Annotated in this window: 20 protein-coding genes; 16 read left to right on the top strand and 4 right to left on the bottom strand. The window is 66.4% G+C overall.

Annotation, left to right across the window (positions count from 1 at the left end; genetic code table 11):
• Positions 1-204: 204 nt before the first annotated feature.
• Positions 205-1872 carry an FAD-binding dehydrogenase gene (locus GGC30_RS01285; RefSeq protein ID WP_153922093.1) on the top strand — a complete coding sequence of 556 codons (1668 nt, stop codon included), beginning with the start codon at positions 205-207 and terminating at the stop codon, positions 1870-1872.
• A gap of 10 nt (positions 1873-1882) precedes the next feature.
• Here the strand turns inward: GGC30_RS01285 and GGC30_RS01280 are convergent, their stop codons facing one another.
• Complete coding sequence (locus GGC30_RS01280; RefSeq protein ID WP_153922090.1) at positions 1883-2311, bottom strand: DUF2147 domain-containing protein; 429 nt, start codon at positions 2309-2311, stop codon at positions 1883-1885.
• Positions 2311-3108 (bottom strand): Coq4 family protein, encoded by a 798-nt coding sequence (locus GGC30_RS01275; RefSeq protein WP_370451820.1) that lies wholly within the window; start codon positions 3106-3108, stop codon positions 2311-2313. Before GGC30_RS01275 ends, GGC30_RS01280 begins: the two co-directional genes overlap by 1 nt.
• 121 nt (positions 3109-3229) lie before the next feature.
• Here GGC30_RS01275 and GGC30_RS01270 point away from each other — a divergent pair, with 121 nt between their 5' ends.
• The 4 genes from GGC30_RS01270 to GGC30_RS16715 all read left to right on the top strand — a co-directional run bounded on the left by GGC30_RS01270 (position 3230) and on the right by GGC30_RS16715 (position 4977).
• The gene (locus GGC30_RS01270) at positions 3230-3778 is read left to right on the top strand and encodes a TetR/AcrR family transcriptional regulator (protein ID WP_370451819.1); all 549 of its coding nucleotides are present in this window, start codon (positions 3230-3232) and stop codon (positions 3776-3778) included.
• A 425-nt stretch (positions 3779-4203) separates the two neighbouring features.
• The gene (locus GGC30_RS01265) at positions 4204-4542 is read left to right on the top strand and encodes a hypothetical protein (protein ID WP_153922085.1); all 339 of its coding nucleotides are present in this window, start codon (positions 4204-4206) and stop codon (positions 4540-4542) included.
• On the top strand, positions 4502-4666 hold the full coding sequence (locus GGC30_RS16720; protein ID WP_370451818.1) for a DUF1810 family protein: 165 nt from the start codon (positions 4502-4504) through the stop codon (positions 4664-4666). The genes GGC30_RS01265 and GGC30_RS16720 overlap by 41 nt, the downstream gene beginning before the upstream one ends.
• Positions 4667-4728: 62 nt before the next feature.
• Complete coding sequence (locus GGC30_RS16715; RefSeq protein WP_370451817.1) at positions 4729-4977, top strand: DUF1810 family protein; 249 nt, start codon at positions 4729-4731, stop codon at positions 4975-4977.
• 624 nt (positions 4978-5601) lie between these two features.
• Here the strand turns inward: GGC30_RS16715 and GGC30_RS16415 are convergent.
• Both GGC30_RS16415 and GGC30_RS16410 read right to left on the bottom strand, forming a co-directional pair.
• A complete protein-coding gene (locus tag GGC30_RS16415) occupies positions 5602-5850 on the bottom strand; it encodes a 2'-5' RNA ligase family protein (RefSeq protein WP_255488771.1) in 249 nt (82 codons plus the stop codon).
• A 3-nt stretch (positions 5851-5853) separates the two neighbouring features.
• Positions 5854-6090, bottom strand: a complete 237-nt coding sequence (locus GGC30_RS16410; protein WP_228763515.1) for a 2'-5' RNA ligase family protein — start codon at positions 6088-6090, stop codon at positions 5854-5856.
• A gap of 311 nt (positions 6091-6401) precedes the next feature.
• On the opposite strand from GGC30_RS16410, the gene GGC30_RS01250 reads away from it, so the two are divergent.
• From GGC30_RS01250 to GGC30_RS01200, 11 genes are all read left to right on the top strand, one after another.
• Complete coding sequence (locus GGC30_RS01250; protein WP_153922083.1) at positions 6402-7508, top strand: glycosyltransferase; 1107 nt, start codon at positions 6402-6404, stop codon at positions 7506-7508.
• Positions 7505-8458: a glycosyltransferase gene (locus GGC30_RS01245; protein WP_153922080.1), complete on the top strand. Its 954-nt coding sequence runs from the start codon at positions 7505-7507 to the stop codon at positions 8456-8458. The genes GGC30_RS01250 and GGC30_RS01245 overlap by 4 nt, the downstream gene beginning before the upstream one ends.
• 302 nt (positions 8459-8760) lie before the next feature.
• Positions 8761-9486, top strand: a complete 726-nt coding sequence (locus tag GGC30_RS01240) for a glycosyltransferase (RefSeq protein ID WP_228763514.1) — start codon at positions 8761-8763, stop codon at positions 9484-9486.
• A gap of 53 nt (positions 9487-9539) precedes the next feature.
• Positions 9540-10583 carry an acyl-CoA dehydrogenase family protein gene (locus GGC30_RS01235; protein WP_228763513.1) on the top strand — a complete coding sequence of 348 codons (1044 nt, stop codon included), beginning with the start codon at positions 9540-9542 and terminating at the stop codon, positions 10581-10583.
• Complete coding sequence (locus GGC30_RS01230; RefSeq protein WP_153922074.1) at positions 10577-11284, top strand: PIG-L deacetylase family protein; 708 nt, start codon at positions 10577-10579, stop codon at positions 11282-11284. The genes GGC30_RS01235 and GGC30_RS01230 overlap by 7 nt, the downstream gene beginning before the upstream one ends.
• A complete protein-coding gene (locus GGC30_RS01225) occupies positions 11277-11858 on the top strand; it encodes an SAM-dependent methyltransferase (protein ID WP_153922071.1) in 582 nt (193 codons plus the stop codon). Before GGC30_RS01230 ends, GGC30_RS01225 begins: the two co-directional genes overlap by 8 nt.
• Positions 11855-12709, top strand: a complete 855-nt coding sequence (locus GGC30_RS01220; RefSeq protein ID WP_153922068.1) for a glycosyltransferase family 2 protein — start codon at positions 11855-11857, stop codon at positions 12707-12709. Before GGC30_RS01225 ends, GGC30_RS01220 begins: the two co-directional genes overlap by 4 nt.
• An 84-nt stretch (positions 12710-12793) precedes the next feature.
• Positions 12794-16093: a helicase-related protein gene (locus GGC30_RS01215; RefSeq protein ID WP_153922065.1), complete on the top strand. Its 3300-nt coding sequence runs from the start codon at positions 12794-12796 to the stop codon at positions 16091-16093.
• A gap of 137 nt (positions 16094-16230) precedes the next feature.
• Positions 16231-17589: an alpha/beta hydrolase gene (locus GGC30_RS01210; protein WP_153922062.1), complete on the top strand. Its 1359-nt coding sequence runs from the start codon at positions 16231-16233 to the stop codon at positions 17587-17589.
• On the top strand, positions 17586-19130 hold the full coding sequence (locus GGC30_RS01205) for a GMC family oxidoreductase (protein WP_153922059.1): 1545 nt from the start codon (positions 17586-17588) through the stop codon (positions 19128-19130). Before GGC30_RS01210 ends, GGC30_RS01205 begins: the two co-directional genes overlap by 4 nt.
• Entirely contained in the window at positions 19130-19933 is an 804-nt protein-coding gene (locus GGC30_RS01200; RefSeq protein ID WP_153922054.1) for an SDR family NAD(P)-dependent oxidoreductase, read from the top strand. The genes GGC30_RS01205 and GGC30_RS01200 overlap by 1 nt, the downstream gene beginning before the upstream one ends.
• The last annotated feature ends 7 nt before the right edge of the window (positions 19934-19940 follow it).

Raw genomic sequence — 19940 nt, 5'->3', positions numbered from 1 at the left:
GGGCGCGGCGCCTTGCCGACGCCGTGCGATGTGCGTTTCCTCCCGCCTGATATGTCCGCTCGACGGGGCGGGGCCACCGGCGGTTGTCGTCAGCTTCGCACTACTCACCAGCATGTCAATAGCTATTGACAATGATGTTGGTTGAAGAGCACCCGAGGAGAGGCGTCGTATCGCTGTCGGTCGGGGCCGCGTCAGGGGGACGGGATGGACTATGACGCCGTAATCGTCGGAGCGGGCCTGGCCGGCCTCGTCGCCGCGAATGAACTGGTTCAGGCCGGCCGCCGGGTGGCGCTTCTGGATCAGGAGAACGCCTCGAACCTGGGCGGCCAGGCCTATTGGTCCTTCGGCGGGCTTTTTCTGGTCGACAGCCCCGAACAGCGTCGACTGGGCGTTCGCGACAGCGTCGATCTGGCCTGGTCGGATTGGCAGGCCAGCGCCGGTTGGGACCGGCTCGACGGCGACCTAGGGGCGGATGTCTGGGCGCGTCGTTGGGGGCGGGCCTATGTGGAGTTTGCGGCCGGAGAGAAGCGCGACTGGCTGCGGCGTCACGGCGTGCGCCTGACGCCGATGGTGGGGTGGGCCGAGCGCGGCGACGGCCGCGCCGACGGCCATGGCAACTCCGTGCCCCGATTTCATGTGGCGTGGGGAACGGGAACCGGCGTCAGCGGTCCGTTCGCTCAGCGGGCGTTGACGGCCGAACGGCGCGGCGCGCTCGCCTATTTTCCGCGCTGTCGGGTCGACGCGCTGATCGTCGAGGCGGGACGCGTGACGGGCGTTTCGGGCGCCAGGCTGGCGCTGGACGCGGCGCCGCGCGGGGCGCCGTCCAATCGTGACGCCGTGGGAGCCTTCACTCTGCGCGCGCCTTGCGTTTTGATCGCGACCGGGGGGATTGGAGGCGATCACGACAGGGTGCGGCGCCAGTGGCCCGCGCGACTGGGCGCAGCGCCGCGCCGAATGATCGCCGGCGTCCCGACCTGTGTCGACGGGCGCGGTCTGGACATCGCCGAGCGCGCCGGCGCGCGCCTGGTGAACCAGGATCGCATGTGGCACTACGTCGAGGGCGTCCAGAATTGGGACCCGATCTGGCCCCGGCACGGCATTCGGATCCTGCCGGGCCCGTCATCGCTGTGGCTGGATGCTCTGGGACGGCGTCTGCCGTTTCCCGCCTTGCCTGGCTACGACACCTTGTCGACCCTTCGTCATCTGCGGACGACCTCCGACCTGGCGGCGCACGACCACTCCTGGTTCATCCTGACCCAGGCGATCATCGAAAAGGAGTTTGCGCTCTCGGGATCGGAACAGAACGGCGACATCACGTCGGGCGACTGGCTGCGCGTGCTCCGGACGCGATTGGGCAAGGGCGCGTCGCCCGAGGTCGAAGCCTTCAAGCGCAATGGGGCGGATTTCGTGGTCGCCGGCGATCTCGACGTTCTGGTCGCGGGCATGAATGCGCTGACGCCGACGCCTCTGCTCGATGCGCGCAAGATCCGCCGTGAGGTCGAGATTCGCGACGCCCAGATCGACAATCCCTTCGCCAAGGACCTGCAGATCCAAGGCCTTCACAATGCGCGTCGCTATCTGGGTGATCGATTGGCGCGGGTCGCCAAACCGCACAAGCTTCTAGACCCGAAGGCCGGCCCGCTGATCGCGGTCAAGCTGCACGTTCTCACGCGCAAGAGCCTGGGCGGGATCCAGACCGATCTTGAGAGCCGGGTTTTGAAGGCCGATGGCTCCGTCATGGAAGGGTTGTTCGCGGCCGGCGAAGTCGCCGGGTTCGGCGGGGGTGGCACCCATGGCTACAACGCCCTGGAAGGCAGTTTTCTCGGCGGCTGCATCTTCACCGGCCGAGCCGCGGGTCGCGCCATGGCGTGACGCGCGCGTCCTAGGGCGACCGCGTCCAGATCTGGGTGCGGCACAGCAAGGGCGCGATGCAGCCGCGCACGGAGAGCCGTCCGCCTTCGAGAAGCGTCAGGACGCCCCGTCCCGCGCCTTGCCCGCTCTGCGGGTCATACAGGGGTCCGCCCGTCCAGGTCGTGGGGCCGCCCGTGAACCCCTCTAGGACGCTCAGCCCGCGCAGCGGACGCGTCCTCAGGGCGGGGTTGGGATTGCGGACATCCGTTTGATTTGGATCGCGCCGTAACGGCGCCGCATCGACGATCCGGCCGCAGAGACCGGCGCCGCATCTTTGGATTTCGACGATTCCGTCCTGGGCGGCGGTGCGCCATCGGCCCAGCAGGGGGCTGTCCTGCGCCGACGCAGGGCCGGCGACCGCCATCAGGACCGCGATCACGGCGACGCCGCGGCGGGGCATCAGGCTGCGACCAGAAGCGTATTGCGAACCTCGACCGGAATTCGATCGTAGAGCGTTGGGCTGGCGAGACCGAGCCGCGCACGCGCCTCGTACAGAGGTTCGGCCATCAAGGCCTCATAGTCCAAGGCCGGCAACCATGCGGCCCGGCGGCCCCGCCTCCAGGCCTCTAGAATGGCGCGGGCGCAGGGATGGCCGGTGCGGGCTCGGGCGGCCTCCACGGCGACCCCTGCTGCGATCAATCCAAATCCGGCGCTGCGCGTCTGGGGCAGGGAGAAGGCGACCACGCAGGCTTCGCCCAAGGCGTCGGTGCGATAGCCGGTCAGGATGTGCCACAGATCATGCACGTCGCGCAGCCGACGCGCGTACCAGGCGTACGGATGGGCGACTTCGATGTCCGTGTCGGCGACCTTCTGGCTCTCGCCCGCCAGGCCGTAGGCCGACAGATTGCGTTCATCGATGAAGTCCAGGTACGCCCGCCCCACAGAGCCTGACGGCAGGGATTCCAGCCAGTCGCGGTCGTGGAGCCGATCCGCGAACTCCGTCATCAGAAAGGCCTGGCGAGCGCCCTCGGCCTCTTCCAATAGGCGATGGTAACCCCGCCTGACTGAGCCTCCGGCAAGGGCGTTCATGATCTCGAACACCTGGGCGGTGTCTTCCTTATCGGCGATCAGACGGCGCAGCGCGCGCAGCGCCCTAAGCGGCTGGATGCGACGAGCCTGAAGACGTCCGGCCGTCCGCCCCGGCTTTGACGGGCGCGTCGTCGCCAGACCGTGGTCGATCATTAGTTCCGCAGTCACTTGCTCTCTCCCCACGGTGCGCTTAACCAATCGACTATCTACATGGATGTAACTAACACTGATGTCAATAGAGCGCGTTCGTCGGCGCCGACGCACCCCTGATGAGGCCCGGCTTGAAGCCTTGGCGGCCGCGCGCGTAAGGCTTCTGCACGGAGGGCCGGATTCGGTCACCCTCAAGGCTGTCGCGGACGATCTCGGCGTGACCCACGCCAATCTCATCCATCATTTCGGATCGGCCGAGGGGCTTCAGTCGGCGCTGATGGGCTCGATGGTGGCCGACCTGTCGAACGCGCTCGACACCGCGATCGCGCGCCTGCGGACAGACGACGGCGCGCCGCTCGAGTTGATCAACGCCGTCTTCGACGCGTTCGCGGACGGGGGAGCCGGAAAACTGGCGGCCTGGATCGTACTCAAGGGCGATCTCACCCACCTCGAGCCGGTAAGAGCCGCGGTCAACGGGCTCGTTCGCGCCATTGCGGAAAAGTTGGGCGATCCCTCCAAGCCTTCGCGCGATCAACTCTCGTCCGCTGTGCTTTTCATTGCGATGAGCGCCTTCGGCGACGCTCTGATCGGCGGGCCCCTTCGAGACATGCTCGGTCAGGAGGACAATGCGAGCCGAAAAGTCGTCGCGAGTCTGCTGCCCTATTTTGTGCTGAAAACTGACCTCTGAACGCGTCGGGCGCTGATCGGACTCCGAAAGAAGGGGGATTACCTGAGGCGGCGCGTTTCGATCGGCTGCTGCGGGATTCCAATGCTTAGGGCCGATGCTGGCGGACCACTCCGTCCACGGCCCGATAGTCGGCCACGTCATGCAGCGCGCGAAGGGCCAAACGCCGGCGAATTGCCGACGGTCGAGGACGTCCAAGCCGAACGGCAGAATGCCGTGGGGCGAACGCCGGAAGGCTTCAATGCGGGCGAGCTCGGAACGCAGGGTCTCTAAAACGTACGGGGGGACATAATCTCCTGAGCGGGGCGGAGGAGTTGATGGTCCGCATTTGTTCCATATCGAAGGTGTTTGAAGTCAACGCGCCACAATGTGGACCTGCAGATCGGCCTATAGGCGGCGCCATCTCGCCGGTCGGGCGTTGTCCGTCCATGCCTGCGCCGCCTCCTTATCCCACCACGCCCGACGGCCGATATTTCGTCGTGCGCGGGCGGCTGTGGCGTTGCCCCAATCCCGGTTTGGGGGCCACAACGCGAGATCGGCTCGTCCACGACCTGATGACGGCGCGGCGTTCTGTCCGTTCAGCCCTGGCTGTAGCAGATCAGCACGCGCTGGCGACGGCGCGTCAGGACGTCGACAAGGCCAAGATAGCCCTGGGTGAGCGCGGTCCGGTCTGGTGGGACGACGGCGCGCCGGATCTCAATCGACGCATGGCGCGCAATACACCCTATGCGGACTGGCTCGCCGCGCTGGATGGCGAAGGCGCATGACCGCCGACCTCAACGGTTCGTGACGGCGCAGGACGGGATGTTCGACGGCGCCATGGCCGAGCTCGCTGCCGGCCGCAAGACGAGTCACTGGATATGTTCGTTTTTCCTCAGGCGCGATCTCTGAGCCGGTCGTCCATGGCGTGCTTCTAAGGGATCGTCTCTCTGGCCGAGGCTTTAGCTTATCTCGTGCATCCCATCCTAGGCAATCGGCTCCGGCGCGCCGCCCGAGCGGCAACCACCGCGCCCGGGACGTTGCTGCATGAGGTCTTCGGATCGCCGGACGACCTTAAATTTGTATCATCTATGACGCTGTTCGCGGCCGTCGCCGAAGATTCGGCCCTCTTTGAGGTCGTCCTCGCAAGCTGGCGTCTGATGCCGGACCCCTTGAAGCTGCGTCTCGTAGCGTGCGCCCGGACCGGCGCTGCTCGCCTTTGAGGCTGTCAGCACCGTAAGCCATTTCGACAGGCACTTGAACCGAAACAGCCGTCTAGCTGGTTGGAAGGGACGATTGATTGTGCCGTATCACCCGTCGGCCCTGTTGCTCCAGACGGCGGTAGGTCGTTGTGCAGACCGTGGCGTAATGTCCCTGGGCGTTCGAGACCAACACGCCATAGGCGACGATCCATCCCTCCTGCGGACGTTGGACCTATTGGTCCCTTGAAGACGACGTCTGTCTATTGGAGTGTCGGCTGATTGCTGCGACAGCAGCGTAGTCGAATAACACGTAGGGGGCGTCCGACAGAACCATCAGCGCTTCGAGCGCGATGATCTCGCGGTTATGGTCAGGCTCGTGGTCCACAAACCCTGTTCCGACCCCACAGGCGTGCGTTATCCATGATAGCTCTTCGTGGTCAACGTGGTTGCGGCCCGGACGTCGGGGGAGAGGAGACGGTCACTGTTCTTTCGACGCCGAAAGGATCGGCTAGTTTTATGGCGTAGGTCTTGACCCCTCTTTGAATCAACCACGAGCGCCGGTCGGTTGGTCCTGCCCAATCGCACTCACCGCCCGCTGGGGGATCCACGTCAGCCGCCGTCGAAGCCGAAGTCTTCGACGGCTTCCTACGGCCCGCCGTGGTAACGCCAGAACTGCAAACCCTCGGCCAGGATGTCGAAGGGCTCGAACCCCGGCATCAGTTGGTCCAGCAGCGCCTTCGCATGCACCAAATCAACCTTGTTCTGGACAGTGATGTGCGGCCGGAAGCCGGCCTGATCCTGGCGCGTCAGCCAGGGCGAGAAGGCCAGCGCCAACTCGGCTCTCAAAGCGTCGAGCCCCCCAGCCTCGAGCCGATAGGCGACGCCGCGTCCCAGACATCATGGTGCGCGCACGCCGAGGATCAAGGGGCGTCGGCCGGCGCAGGCGGCCCATAGCTTCTGCCGGATGAGCGGCTCCTGATCGCCGGGAAGGGCGTGGAACAGAGTCAGATGGGCGGGGATCTGGTTGAGATGAGGCGGAAAATGTCTCCGGCGCAGGGCCTCGAAGTACGCAAAGGCCCTTGCGTCAAGCGCAGCGGTGACGATGAGCGGCAGGAAGGACGATATGGCGTCCATCCTGGCGCCATGCGCTCCCGCTCGCTAGCGCGCCGAAGCGAAGACGACGAAGCGTTCGCCGTGCGGGTGTCTCGCAACGAAGATCATCGGGCATAGGTGATCCGGCTATGGACGATTCGGTCTCGCTGCGAGGCGTCTCTTTCGGCTCTGGCCCACGCTCACGGCTTAGGAGTGATTCAGCTCAGCGCCGATGTGGCCAGAAGCGCGAAACCGCACATAGGAACGAATGGCCTCGGGGTAGCTTTGATCTACAGGCGTTATGCCATGGACCGATCCGAGGGGGGTCGGGTTGTCGATCTTGGCGGTATTGGATGCGCATCGGCGTCATCGCACATCTCAAATATCCGATCGCAGAACCCTTCGCCGGCGGGCTGGAGATGCATACCCATCTGCTCTGTCGCCAACTGCGGCTGAACGGTCATGACGTCACTCTGTTTGCAGCGACCCTGTCCGACCCGGAGTTAGGCTTGGAGGCGATCTGCGACCAGACGGAAATCGCCAAGGTCGGGACGGCGGAGGCGGGCGACGTCGCCTTCTTCCGAGAGCATCACGCCTATCTGTCGTTGATGAGTCGGCTTCGACGCAGTGCGTTCGACGTCATCCACAACAACAGCCTGCACTATCTGCCGGTCTCGATGGCCGAGACCTTGCCGATGCCGATGGTCACCACGCTCCACACGCCGCCATTTTGCTGGTTGGAAAGCGGTATCCGCGAAGCGAGCGCGCCCTTCGCGCGGTTTGTCGGCGTTTCCGAGGCGATGCGGGGACAATGGAGCGCAGTGCGGCCGATCGATCAGGTCATTCTGAACGGGATCGACCTGGAGCGCTTTCCGTGGCGTGCGCGTCACGACGACCCTGGGCATTTGATCTGGTATGGGCGGATCGTGCCCGAGAAGGGTCTGCATCTGGCGCTGGACGCGGCGGCATTGGCGGGTGTCGCCCTGCGGTTCGCGGGCCCGATCCTGGATCAAGCCTATTTCGATGCCGAGATCGCTCCGAGGTTGACGCGCGAAACCACCTATCTCGGCCACCTCGATCACGAAACGCTGTCGAAGGAGATCGGGCAGGCGGCCGCCTTCGTCTGCACGCCGCGCTGGGACGAACCCTACGGGTTGGTGGTGGCCGAAGCGCTGGCGTGCGGCACGCCCGTCGCCGCCTTCGCGCGGGGCGCCATTCCCGAGATTCTGACACCCGACTGCGGCGCACTGGCGCGCCCGGACGATGTGCAGGATCTGGCGCGCGCAATCGCTCGGGCGGTCGGCTTGTCTCGGTCGGCCTGCCGCGCGCGCGCCGAGGCGGCCTGCGATGTGCGCCGGATGATCACCGCCTACGAAGGGCTCTACGGCGAGATGATTCAGGCGGCTGCGGCAGGGCAGATGCAGGCCAATGACGCGCTGGAAGATCGGTTGATCGCATGATGGGCGAACCTGCCTTCTGCGTTTGCGTGCCCGTGCGGAATGAGGAACGGCGTCTTCCTGTGCTTCTGGCCGCCCTGGCCGCACAGAATCTTCCAGGTAGGATTTCGATCGCGCTCTGCATCAATAACTCCACGGACGGTTCGCTCCCTCAGGCGCAGGCAGCGGCCGATCGGTGGAAGGATCGACTGGACATCGTCGTCGATCTGCAGACCTTCCCAGAGCATCGCGCGCATGCCGGCGCGGCGCGGCGCGCGGCCATGTCCGTCGGTCTCGAGCGTCTCGCAGATCAACCCAATGGCGTTCTGATCTCGACGGACGCCGACACGCGGCCACCGCCGAACTGGCTGTCCGCCAATCTCGCAGCCATCGCGGATGGAGCCGATCTGGTGGGCGGACGGCTGGTGCTGGATGAAGCGGAACCGATCTCGGCGGATGTCGCGGCTCTGCGGCGACTATGGGACGCCTACTGGCGTGAAGTTCGCATGATTGAGGACGAGATCGACCCTTCGCCGCACGATCCGGCGCCTCGGCATGGCGATCACACTGGAGCCAGCCTCGCCATCACGGCGGCGGCCTATCAGTCAGCAGGCGGGGTGCCGGAACAGCCGACGGGCGAGGATCGGGCGCTTGTGATCGCCGCTCAAGCGCAGGGGGCCAGGCTTGTGCATCCCTTGGCGGTGTGGACCCGAGTGTCGGCACGAACTACGGGCCGCGCCGCCGGGGGGATGGCGGAGGACATGAGCCGCTTGTTCGATCATGCGCGGAACGGCGGTCCGATCATGGCGCCGGACCTTTCGCATTGGCGGCAGCGGGCGAGGTGGCGCCGGGGTCAGCGTCACGACGCGGCGAGCGCCAGGCGGCTGTCGGCATTGGAAACCCAGTTGCCCGCCATGCCGCTCGATATGGATTTACGAGAATGGGCCGACGGCGTTGAGAGAGCCGCAGCGTGAGGGCTTCGATCGGCTACTATGTCCATCATCAGGGCGACGGCCACCGGCAGCGCGCTCTGGAAATCGGCGCCGCTGCGCCCGAGAGATTTGTCCTGCTCGGAACGGGACTGAGAGGGCGAACCGAAGACATCGCCTGCGTGGATCTGGAGGATGACAGGCCCCACGAGGGAGACCGCTTCTCCGGCCGTGACGAGGCGCCTATCCGGCCCGAGGCGCTGCATTACGCCCCCTATCACCATGCGGGCGTCCGGGCGCGGACCGCCCGGTTCGCCCAGTGGATCAGCGACGCCAGGCCGGCCTTGATGGTGATCGATGTGTCGGTCGAAATGGCGATGCTGGCCCGGCTGTGTGCGACGCCTGTGGTCTATGTCCGCCTCGTGGGCGATCGATCGGATCCGGCGCATCTGGACGCCTTCCGCGGCGCAGAAGCCTTGCTTGCGCCCTTCCATAAGCGGCTGGATGGGGCGAGGACTAAAGAGGTACGGGACAAGACGCACTACTTCGCCCCCCGGCGCAAATCAGGATTGAAGCGTGGATCAGGCGTCCTGGTCGTTCATGGGCGAGGTGGCGATCCGCTGGATGGCGCCAAGCTGGCGGCGGCTGCGGAGGCAACGCCCGGGAAGATGTGGACCGGTGTCGGGCCGATCGAGCCTCCGCCGGTCATGCCGCCGAACCTGAAGCTGGCAGGCTGGATCGACGCCATCGGCGATGAGATCGACAAGGCGGAGATCGTCGTCGGAGGCGCGGGAGACGGCTTGCTGAACGCGGTGATTTCGGCCGACAAGCCCTTTGTCTGTCTTCCCGAGCCTCGCGCCTACAACGAGCAGATCGCGAAGGCCGAACGGTTAGCGGTGCTTGGCGCCTCGATCGTCCTGGCGCAGTGGCCGCAGGCGCAGCAATGGCCGAGCATCCTTAGGTCAGCACTCTCACTGTCGCCCGCTGATCGGCAGCAGATCAGCGGGCAGGGACTCGGCGCCGCCGGACCCTGGCTTGTCGATCTCGCATCAGAGCTTGAGGCACGCCGATGACAGCTCTGGAAAGAACGCCGACCGCGTCATCGCCTCTTGAACTTGAGGTCAGGTTGGCGGCGCTGGGTGCGCGCTACGACGCTGCGCCGCGATATCCCGCCGACAGTCTGACGCTGCTCGCCTCGGAGGGTTGGGGGCGGCGGTTCGCTCCGGTCCAAAGCGGCGGAACGGCCTATGACGAACCAATCCATCAGGCCTTGGCCTTGATGGACGCCCTACGCAGTGTGGGACGGTCGGATCTCAGCGTCGGCCGATTGTTCGAAGGACACGTCAACGCCCTGGCGCTGTTCGACTGGTACGCGGACCCGGGCCAGAAGGCTTGGCTCGGTAAGGTCCTTGCGCAGGGCGGCTGGTTCGGCGTCTGGGCGACGGAGCCGCCGCCCGGCGTTCGTCTGGTCGGCGACCGGCTGCAGGGCGCCAAGATGTTCGCGACCGGCGCAGGCGGTCTGGAATATGCGATCATCACCGCCCAGCCGGAACAGGGCGAACGCCAGCTGATCGTCGTGCCGGCGAACGACCCGAAGAGAGCTGATCTGAGCGGGTGGCGCGTCCGCGGCATGCGCGCGACGACCAGCGGGCGCTATGAGGTGACCGGGTTGACGGTCGATATCGATCAGCGGCTCGGACGTCCCGGAGACTATGATCGCGAACCGCGTTTCACGGCCGGGGCGTGGCGGTTCACGGCGGTGCAGCTGGGCGGCGTCGAAGGCCTGGTCATGGCGATGCGCGACGCGCTGTCCGACGCCGCCCGCGCCGATCCCATCCAGCGCGCGCGCTTCGCCGATGCGGTCGTTGCGATGCGGACGGCCTGGCTCTGGGTCCGCGAAGCCGCGATCCGCGCGGCGTCCGAAGCGCCGGACGCCGGGGATTTCGCCCGCGCCACGCGCGGCGTCGTCGAACGTAGCGCCCTGGATGTCATGGAAGTGGCGGCGCGGTCGGTCGGGACGCGCAGCGCCTTCGACGGCGAGCGCATCGACAAGATCACCCGCGATCTCAGCCTCTATCTTCGGCAGGCCGGGCCTGACTATGCGAAGGACCAAGCGGCCAAGACCTGGCTGGATCGCGATCTCTGGGGCGAGGGCGACGCCCTATGGTGAGCGAGAAAACCGGCCGGCTAGCGAGCCTGGCGCTGGAGCGTTCGCCTTGGCGATCCGCGCGGTGGCTGGTCATTGCTCCGCATGCCGACGACGAGACGCTGGGCGCCGGCGCCTTGATCCGTCAGGCGGCCGAGGCTGGGCGGTTGGCGGGCATCGTGATCCTCACCGACGGCGCGGGTTCGCACGATCATTCGGACGCGGCCGCCCGTGCGAGGCTTATCCGGACCCGACGCCTGGAGGCGGGACGCGCCGTTCGACGGTTGGCGGGGGATGCGGCTGCGCCGCCGGTGTTTCTGGATTGGCCCGATGCCCAGCCCGCTTCTCCTGGCAGCATGGCGTTCGATGCGACCGCGCGTCGTCTTGCGGCTTTGTGTCGCGAGCGGCGCGTCGACGCGATCGCCGTGACGGGTCCCGACGATCCCCATTGCGATCACCAGGCGGCGGCACAGCTTGCCAACCACGCAGCCAGTATGGCCCGCCGGCCTCTCGCCGTTTTCGATTATGTCGTGTGGGGGGCGGCTCCGTCCGGGGCGAAGCTGCGGATTACGACGCGACCTCTAAGGGCCGGCCTGAGGGCCTACGCCTTGTCGGCCCATCAGAGCCAATTGACACCGATGTTCGGACCGGGGTTTCGGCTCGAGACGCAGAGGGGGCTGCGGGCCGCCTCGGACACCCTGTATCGGCGCGACGCCTATGGCTGAACGCTCGCTTCCCGCCGCCTATTTCGAAGGCATCTTCGCCGAGGACGCCGATCCGTGGGATCTGGCCTCCAGCCCCTATGAGGCCGCCAAATTCGATCGCACCATCGCCGCCCTGTCGGAGCGGCGAGCGGCTTTTGCGCTCGAGGTCGGTTGTGCGGGCGGCGTCCTGACCGAGCGGCTGAGCGCAGTCTGCGATCGTCTGTTGGCGATCGAGGTCAGCCCGACCGCCCTGGAGCGGGCGCGTCAGCGTCTGTCGGGGCGGCGGAAAGTCCGGTTCGCGGCCGCGGCCTTCCCTCGGGACTGTCCGGTTCTGGACGGGCTGGATCTCGTCGTCCTGTCCGAAGTCGCCTACTACTGGAGCGACGTCGATCTGGACCTGGCGGCGCAACGCATCGCTGATGGCTTGGTCGATGGCGGACGCGTTCTTCTGGTGCACTGGACCGGCGAGACCGACTATCCCCAGACCGCCGACGACGCCGTCGAGCGCCTCTGGCTCGGATTATCGAACCTCATGCAAGTGGAGCTCGCCGAACGGCATCCGAACTATCGGCTGGATTTGTGGAGCCGGCGATGACGAGGCTGTCCGCTCTGACGCTGGTTCGCAACCGGCAGGCGCATCTGGACCGATTGGTCGAGGGATTGATGCTCAGCGCCTCGCCGCCCGACGAACTGATCGTCGTCGACATGAGCGATGCGCCCGTAAGGCTGCCGCCGGTGGGTTTTCCGGTCCGCGTCGAACGTCTGGCGGGCGACGCCCTGCCTCTGGCCGCCGCCCGAAATCTGGCGGCCGTTTCGGCCTCAAGTGATAACCTGCTATTTCTCGACGTGGACTGCATCGTGTCGTCGTCAGTTTGCGGCCGGATGCAGGCCCTGCTCGCCGAGCATGACGCCGTCGTCTGTCCAGAGGTGCTCTATCTACCCGCCGGAGCCGTTCGGCCGGGCCCCCTGTCAGAAACCGATCTGAGAGCGGCCGGCCGGCCCCATCCCGTGCGCCCCTTTCCGCAGGAAGGCGAAAGCCTGGAGCGCAATCCCGGCCTGTTCTGGTCCTTGGCTTTCGCGCTCCGTCGCTCGACCTTCCGTCGCATCGGCGGGTTCGACGAGACCTATGTCGGCTACGGCGCCGAAGACACGGACCTGGGTTTTCGCATCACGCGAGAGGGCCTGCCGCTCATCTTCGCCGGCGGCGCACCGGTCTTCCACCAGCACCATGAGGGCTATGATCCGCCCCTGCAGCATTTTCGCGCGCTGATCGCCAACGCCAAACGCTTTCACGCCGCTTGGTCGGTCTGGCCGATGGACGGTTGGCTGAGGGAGATGGTGGATATCGGGCTGATCGACTGGTCGTCGGACGGATTGACCATTCGGCGCGACCCCACGCTGGCCGAAATCGCCGCCGCACGAAAAGATCCTGCAAATCCCTTCTAGGGCGGTTCCGTCGCGCTGGCGGCTGAAATGACTGGGGGTACGAAAGCGGGCGCAACCCCCGGCCGGCCTTGGGGTTGAGCCAGGATGAAATCGTTACCCGCCGAGACCGATCTTTCCGCCACGGGCCAACAGGTCCTCGTTGGAGGGCCAGCGCCCGAGCAGGACGACGGCAAGCGTTGGAAAATGCCGGCGGCGGCCGTCGCGGCCGGACTTGCCGAGATGAAGACAAAGCGCTCGCAGGTCGTGGTGTTCATCGCCACCAGCGAACGTCGCGCCGATGAGATTGCGGCGGCGCTCTCGCCGATGGTGAAGGACGCCGAAGTGTTGGTCTTGCCGCCTTGGGACTGCCTGCCCTACGACCGCGCCGCGCCTTCGCGAGAAAGCATGGGGCGGCGGATGGCCGTCTTGGGCGCCTTGGACGAAGCCGGCGCAAGGCCCGTGTTCCTGGTCGCCTCGCCCGATGCGATCGTGCAGCGGACGCCGTCGCGCGAACGGATCAAGGCCCGCTTGTCGCTAGCGGCGGGCGAAGCGCTGGATCGCGAAGCCTTGGAGTCGTTTCTGAAAGATACGGGCTATGCGGCGGATGAGCGGGTCGATGAACCTGGCGAGTACGCTCTGCTTGGCGCGGTGGTCGACGTCTTCCCGCCCGCGCCTGCCACGCCTTATCGCATCGCCCTGGACGAGGCGGACCGGATCACTGAGATCCACGCCTTCGATCCAGTATCGCAACGCCGGGGCGCCGAGATCCAGACGATCTGTCTGACCCCTGCGGCTGAGTGGAGCGACCGGTCACCCGAGGATGACGATCGTCAGGAGACCGGACCGTCGATCAATGCTGAGACCTCGACGACCCTGTTTGATTTCCTCGACAAGCCGATGATCCTGACCGACGTGGGCGTGGAAGATCGGTTCGAACGCATTCGCGCGCATGTGGCCGAAGCCTATGACACCCGCCTGCGGTTCAGCGAGGGCGCGCGTCCTTCGAAACCCGACAGCCTCTATTTGACGGAAAAGGACGTTCGGCAGGCGTTGAAAGGCGCCAAACCCCTGAGCGTCGAGGGTTGGGCGCCGACCCCGGCCTTCGCATTCGAGAAATCGCCAGGGCGGGCCCTTAAACAATTTGTCGCCGAGCGGCGCGAGGCGGGCGATCGCATCGTCCTGACGGGATTGCCCCATGAGCACAGGATCATCCTGCGCCTGCTGCGTCGCCACGATGTCGATGCGCCCGTGGCGCTCGAGAGCTGGAGCGCCATCGCGCCACTGCAGCCCGGGCAGATCGCCGTCGTAACCGCCGATCTGGATACAGGTTTCCGGCAATCGGCGACCGGTCTTATCGTCCTGACGCCTTCGGACATCTTCGGCGGCCGGATCGCGCGAGCATCCGGCGACACGAACAATGCGTTCGGAGAGACAGAACTGCGGTTGGACGATGTGGTCATCCATGAAGACCACGGACTGGGCGTCCTGAAGGCTTTGGAGCGGGTCGCTGCCGATGGCGTGGAGCGCGACGTTCTGCGCATCGAGTATCATGGCGGAGGAACCATTCTCGCGCCGATCGAGGAGTTCGGCAAAATCTGGCGCTACGGCTCGGAGCCGGACGCGGTGTCGCTGGATCGGCTGAATACGCAGGGATGGCTGAAGCGTCGCGCCAAGGTCAGCGCGCAGATCGATGAGGCCGCAGCCGCACTGTCCGCCCGGGCCGAAGCGCGTGCAGCGCTGAGGACCGAGCCGATCACAGCCCCGCGTCAGGCGCTCGCCCGGTTCGCCGCCGGGTTCGCCTTTCCCGAAACAGCCGATCAGGCGCGCGCCATTGAGGCGGTCCTGTCCGACCTGGGATCCGGCAAGCCCATGAACCGGCTCGTCTGCGGTGATGTCGGTTTCGGCAAGACCGAGGTCGCCCTGCGCGCTGCGGCGGCCGTGGCCCTTGCGGGTAAACAGGTCATCGTCGTCGCCCCGACCACCGTCCTGGCGCGCCAGCATTTCGAGGTCTTCACGAGACGGTTCAAGGACACGGACATTCAAATCGGCCACCTGTCGCGCGCCGCAGACAGCGCGGAGGCGCGGGCGGTCAAGGCAGGTCTGGCGGACGGCTCCATGCGCGTCGTGGTGGGTACGCAGGCACTGGCGTCTGAGGGGTTGGCGTTTTCCGACCTCGGGCTTGTCATCATCGATGAGGAGCACCGCTTCGGCGCGCAGATGAAATCTGCCTTGGCAGAGAAGGCGCCGCATCTGCTGTCGATGTCGGCCACGCCCATTCCAAGAACCTTGCAAAGCGCCATGGTCGGCATTCAGGACGTCAGCCTGATCGCCAGTCCGCCTGCGCGACGTCGGCCAATCCGAACCTTCATGACCCCGTTCGACGCTGGGGCGGTTCGCCTGTCGCTGATGCGCGAGAAGGCGCGGGGCGGGCAGAGTTTCGTGGTCGTACCGCGTATCGAGGATATGGAACCCTTGGCGGAACGCCTGAAGACCCTGACGCCTGAGCTGTCGGTGGTCTCGGCGCACGGCGACATGTCCCCGTCCGCGATCGACGAGGTCATGAGCCGGTTCTCCGAAGGCGAGGGGGACGTGCTTTTGGCCACGAACATCATCGAGACCGGCCTGGATGTGCCGCGCGCCAATACGATGTTGATCTGGCGGCCGGACCGGTTCGGCCTGGCGCAGTTGCATCAGCTGCGCGGGCGTGTCGGCCGGGGGCGGCGACAGGGCTTCACCTATCTGCTTTCCGATCCCGAAGCGCCGATGGCGGCGGCCACGGAAGCGCGCTTGCAGACGCTGGAGGCTCTGGACCGACTGGGGGCGGGTTTCGCGATCAGCGGGCGCGATCTGGACCTGCGCGGCGGCGGCGATCTGGTGGGCGAGGAACAGGCCGGACATGTCAGGCTGATCGGCTCGGCCCTTTATCAGGCCGTCCTGGCTCGGGCGCTCGCGGCTGCAAAAGGCGATCCCGATCCAGACCAAGCCTCTCCCAGTCTGAACGTCGGCGCGACAGGGCATCTGCCGGCGGACTACATCCCCGACGAAACCGTGCGCATCAATCTTTATGCCCGGTTGGCGCGCGCCACGACGGCGGAAGATGTCGACGTCTTGCGAGACGAAGCCGAAGATCGGTTCGGCTCTTTGCCAGACCCCGCAGAGGACCTGTTCACCGGCCGTCGCCTTGCGGCGCTCGCCCGTGATGCCGGCGTCACGGAAATCGTGTCGGGACCGAAGGCGACGGCGTTGCGGATCGCGGCGGCGCGTCGGCCCGGCATGGAAGCGTCCTTTCCGTTGCGCGATGATCGACGCTGGTCCGAGGATCGCATGATCGTCGACGCCGCCAACGATCAACCGCACGACACGGCCTTCATCGAGAAGCTTCTGACCGAATTGGCGGCGGCCTGAGGGCAGGGCGGGTTTGCGCCGGTTTCAACGTCTGGAGTCTGTTTTGTTGGGAGCAATTCCGCCGCTGGCGCGCTGATCGACGACCGCCGACCCATCACGGCGGAGCCTCGCGTCTTCGCTTTCTAAAAAGCCCCTGCATGCTCACAGACACCCGCCTTACTGTCGTCTTCCTTCATTCCCTGGGCTCGAGCCGCCACGATTGGGACGCGGTGATCGACCGGCTTGCCGATGAGGTGGTGACCGTCGCGATCGATCTTCCAGGGTTCGGGGACAGGGCGGGGGAAGGCTATGGCGATGTCCAAGCCGTGCTCGACGACCTGAGCCGCCGCCTTACCGATCTTCATCTCCCCCGCTGGATCCTTGTCGGCCACAGCATGGGCGGCAAGTTTGCGACCTTGATCGCTGCGCGGGCGCGTGACGGGGCGGCGGGCCTGAGCGGGTTGCTGGGCGTGGTGCTGGTCGCCGGATCGCCACCCTCGCCGGAGCCGATGGACGAGAGCAGGCGTGCGGATATGCTGACCTGGTTCGACGATCCGACCAGGATCGAGGATCGGGGGCGCCAGTTCATCGACGCCAATACCGCCGCCGGTCTGCCGCAAGCCGCCTTCGATCAGGCGCTGGCCGATTTCACCCGAACCAGCCCCCAAGCCTGGCGCGGATGGCTGGCCGAAGGATCGCGCGAGGACTGGTCCGATCAAGTCGGCGTCCTGCCTTTCCCTGCCCTGATCATCGCCGGCGCAGAGGATGGCGATTTGGACGACGCGGCGCAGCGGCGTGTCAACGCCCCCCGCTATCGCGCGTCTGACGTGGTGGTCGTGCCGGATGCGGCGCATCTGATCCCTCAGGAACAGCCGGACCGTCTCGTCGGCCTGCTTCTGGAATTCATCGAGAAGGTCGGTTCATCCGCTCTGCCTCCACCCTTTGTGGATCTGATGGCGTCCGAGCGCGTGTCGGATCGCACCCGACGCGCGATGCTGGATCGTCATTTCGGTCCGGCGCCAGCCGAAGGCGGCGTCCTGAACCCGACCCAGCGCGCCGTCCTGTCGGCGATGATCGCGCGCATTCTGTCTGATGCAGGCGATCCGGATGATCTGACGCGGCGTCTGGATGTGGGGCTCGCCAGCGGACAGGGCGACGGGTGGCGGTTCGCCGACCTTCCCTCTGATGCCGAGGCTTGGCGACGCGGGCTGGATGAGATCGCCGCCATGGCGCCGGAGTTCGCAACTCTGACGCCTAAGCGCCAGGACGACATCCTGCGCACCATCTCACAGGGCGAATGGCCCGAACCGCGTCGGCTTTCGGCAGACGCCATGAGGCTCTGGTTCGAGGACGTAGTATCCGAAGCTGCGCGCCTGTGGATGTCGCTGCCGGCCACCTGGGCTCAGATCGGTTACGACGGCTTCGCCACGGGCGGCGAAGGCCGGTTTCAGGGCTACGATCAGACGGCGGCGGACCACACCGAACCTTGGCGTCTGCCGATGGAGGGCGTGGGTTGAGCGCGCCTGCAAGGACGGCCGGCGAAACCGATGTCGTCATCATCGGCAGCGGGGCCGGCGGGGCTCCGATCGCGGCCAGGCTGGCGAAGGCCGGGCTGTCGGTCACGGTGTTGGAGGCGGGGCGGGCCTTCGATCCGGCGGAGCATACGCCCGACGAAACGACGGCAGACCTTTATTGGATGGAGGAGCGCCTGAGTGGAGGGCGCGACCCGACCGCCTTTGGGGCCAACAACTCCGGCCAGGGCGTCGGCGGCTCGCTGCTGCACTGGGGCGCCTTCTGCCCACGACCCGATCCCCGTGATCTGACGCTGGCCTCGGAGACGGGACGCGGGCGGGACTGGCCGTTCGGCTGGAACGAACTGAAATCCTATGTCGAGACCGTAGAGACGGTGATCGGGGTCTCAGGCCCGGCCGACTATCCGTGGGGCGGGCGAAAGTTCGCCTATCCGCCTGTCCCGCGCAACGCCCCGGCGGATGCGATGGCCCGCGGCGCAAGGGCGATCGGGCTGACCGTTACGGATGCGCCGGCAGCCGTGCTGTCCCGCGATCGCGAGGCGGGGACAACGCCCTACCGCATGGCCTGCGTCAACTGCGGCGCCTGCCACCAGGGATGTAGAACCGGCGCCAAGGGCGGCGCGGACAACAGCTTTCTGCCGATGGCCGCAGCCAATGGCGCCACAATCATCGCCAACGCTCGGGCCATAGGCGTGGAGCGTGACGCCAGCGGGCGGATCAAGTCGGTGATCTATCGTCGCGACGGGCAGGATCATCGACTGAACTGTCGAGCGCTGTTCCTCTGCGCGGGCGGTGTCGAGACGCCGCGGCTGCTACTGAACTGGGGATTAGGCAACGCCGGCGGTGAGGTCGGCCGCAACTTCATGACCCATGTGGCGACCCAGGTCTGGGGCCGGTTCGACGCCGACATGTCGATGAACCGCGGCTATCCGTCTTCCCTGATCAGCGAAGACATGGTGCGTCCGTCGGACGCGAACTTCGCCGGCGGCTATCTAATCCAAAGCCTTGGCGTCATGCCGGTCACCCTGGCGGGCGGGTTCGCGCGCGGCGCCGGCCTCTATGGCGCGCCGCTGGTCGATACGCTGCGCAACTATCGCCGGCTCGCCGGGATCGGCATCAATGGAGAGTGTCTGCCGGACGACGACAACCGCCTGACCCTGTCCGATGAGGTCGACGCCGTCGGGCTGCGCAAGGCGCGGATCGACTTCAGCTATGGCGAGAACGAGCGGCGTCTGGACGCCCATGCCCGGCGCATCATGGCGGAGATTTGGACCGCCGCCGGCGCCGAGGACATCTTCGCGGTGGCCCGGTCGGCGCACACCATCGGCGGCTGCCGGATGGGAGACAAGGCGGACGGGGCGGTCGTCGATGGCGACGGGTGCAGCGTCGAAATCGACAATCTGTACGTCTGCGACAACTCCGTCTTCCCCAGCGCGCTTTCGGCCAACCCGGCCTTGACCCTCATGGCCGTCGCTCTGCGCACGGCCGATCGCTTCCTCGAACGTCAACGAACAGGAGATTTGTGATGGACCTCGGGATCAAGGGGCGGATCGCCCTCATTTCCGGCGCCGATTCCGGCATGGGCAAGGAGACGGCGCGGCTGCTGCTGGAAGCCGGCGTACGGGTCGCCTTGACCGACAAGCCGGACGGCACGCTGGATGAAGCCGTCCAGGAGCTTTCCGCCTTGGGCGAATGCATCGGCGTGACCGGCGACGTGACCAAGGCCGACGATGTCGAAGGCCTGTGGTCGGAGGTCCGAGACCGCATGGGCGATCCGGATATCTATGTGAACGCAGCAGGCGTGACCGGCGCGACCGGCGATTTCCTGGATGTCGATGACGCCGGTTGGCTGGAGACGCTTGACATCAATCTGATGGGCGCGGTGCGGATGTGCCGCCAGGCCATCCCGGCCATGCGCCGCTCGGGCTGGGGCCGTATCGTCCTGTTCGCGTCGGAAGATGCGGTCCAGCCCTATGTCGATGAACTGGCCTATTGCACCTCGAAGGCCGGTATTCTCAGTCTGGCGAAGGGTCTGTCCAAGGCCTACGGCTGCGACAATGTGCTGGTGAACACGGTCTCGCCCGCCTTCATCGCCACCCCGATGACCGACGCCATGATGAAGAAGCGCGCCGAGGAACGCGGCGAAACCTTCGAGGAGACGATCAAGAGCTTCCTGAAGGAAGAGCGGCCCGGCATGACGCTGGATCGCAGGGGCAAGCCGGAGGAGGTGGCGGCGGCCGTCGCCTTCCTGTGTTCGGAGCGCGCCAGCTTCATCAATGGCGCGGGCATCCGGGTGGATTCCGGCTCGGTCGCCACCATCGCCGGCTAGTCGTCCG

The organism is Brevundimonas sp. SPF441 (assembly GCF_009661015.1).
Lineage (GTDB): Bacteria > Pseudomonadota > Alphaproteobacteria > Caulobacterales > Caulobacteraceae > Brevundimonas > Brevundimonas vesicularis.
The sequence above is the reverse complement of the archived record's forward strand: the minus strand, read 5'-3'. Positions and strand labels throughout refer to the sequence as shown.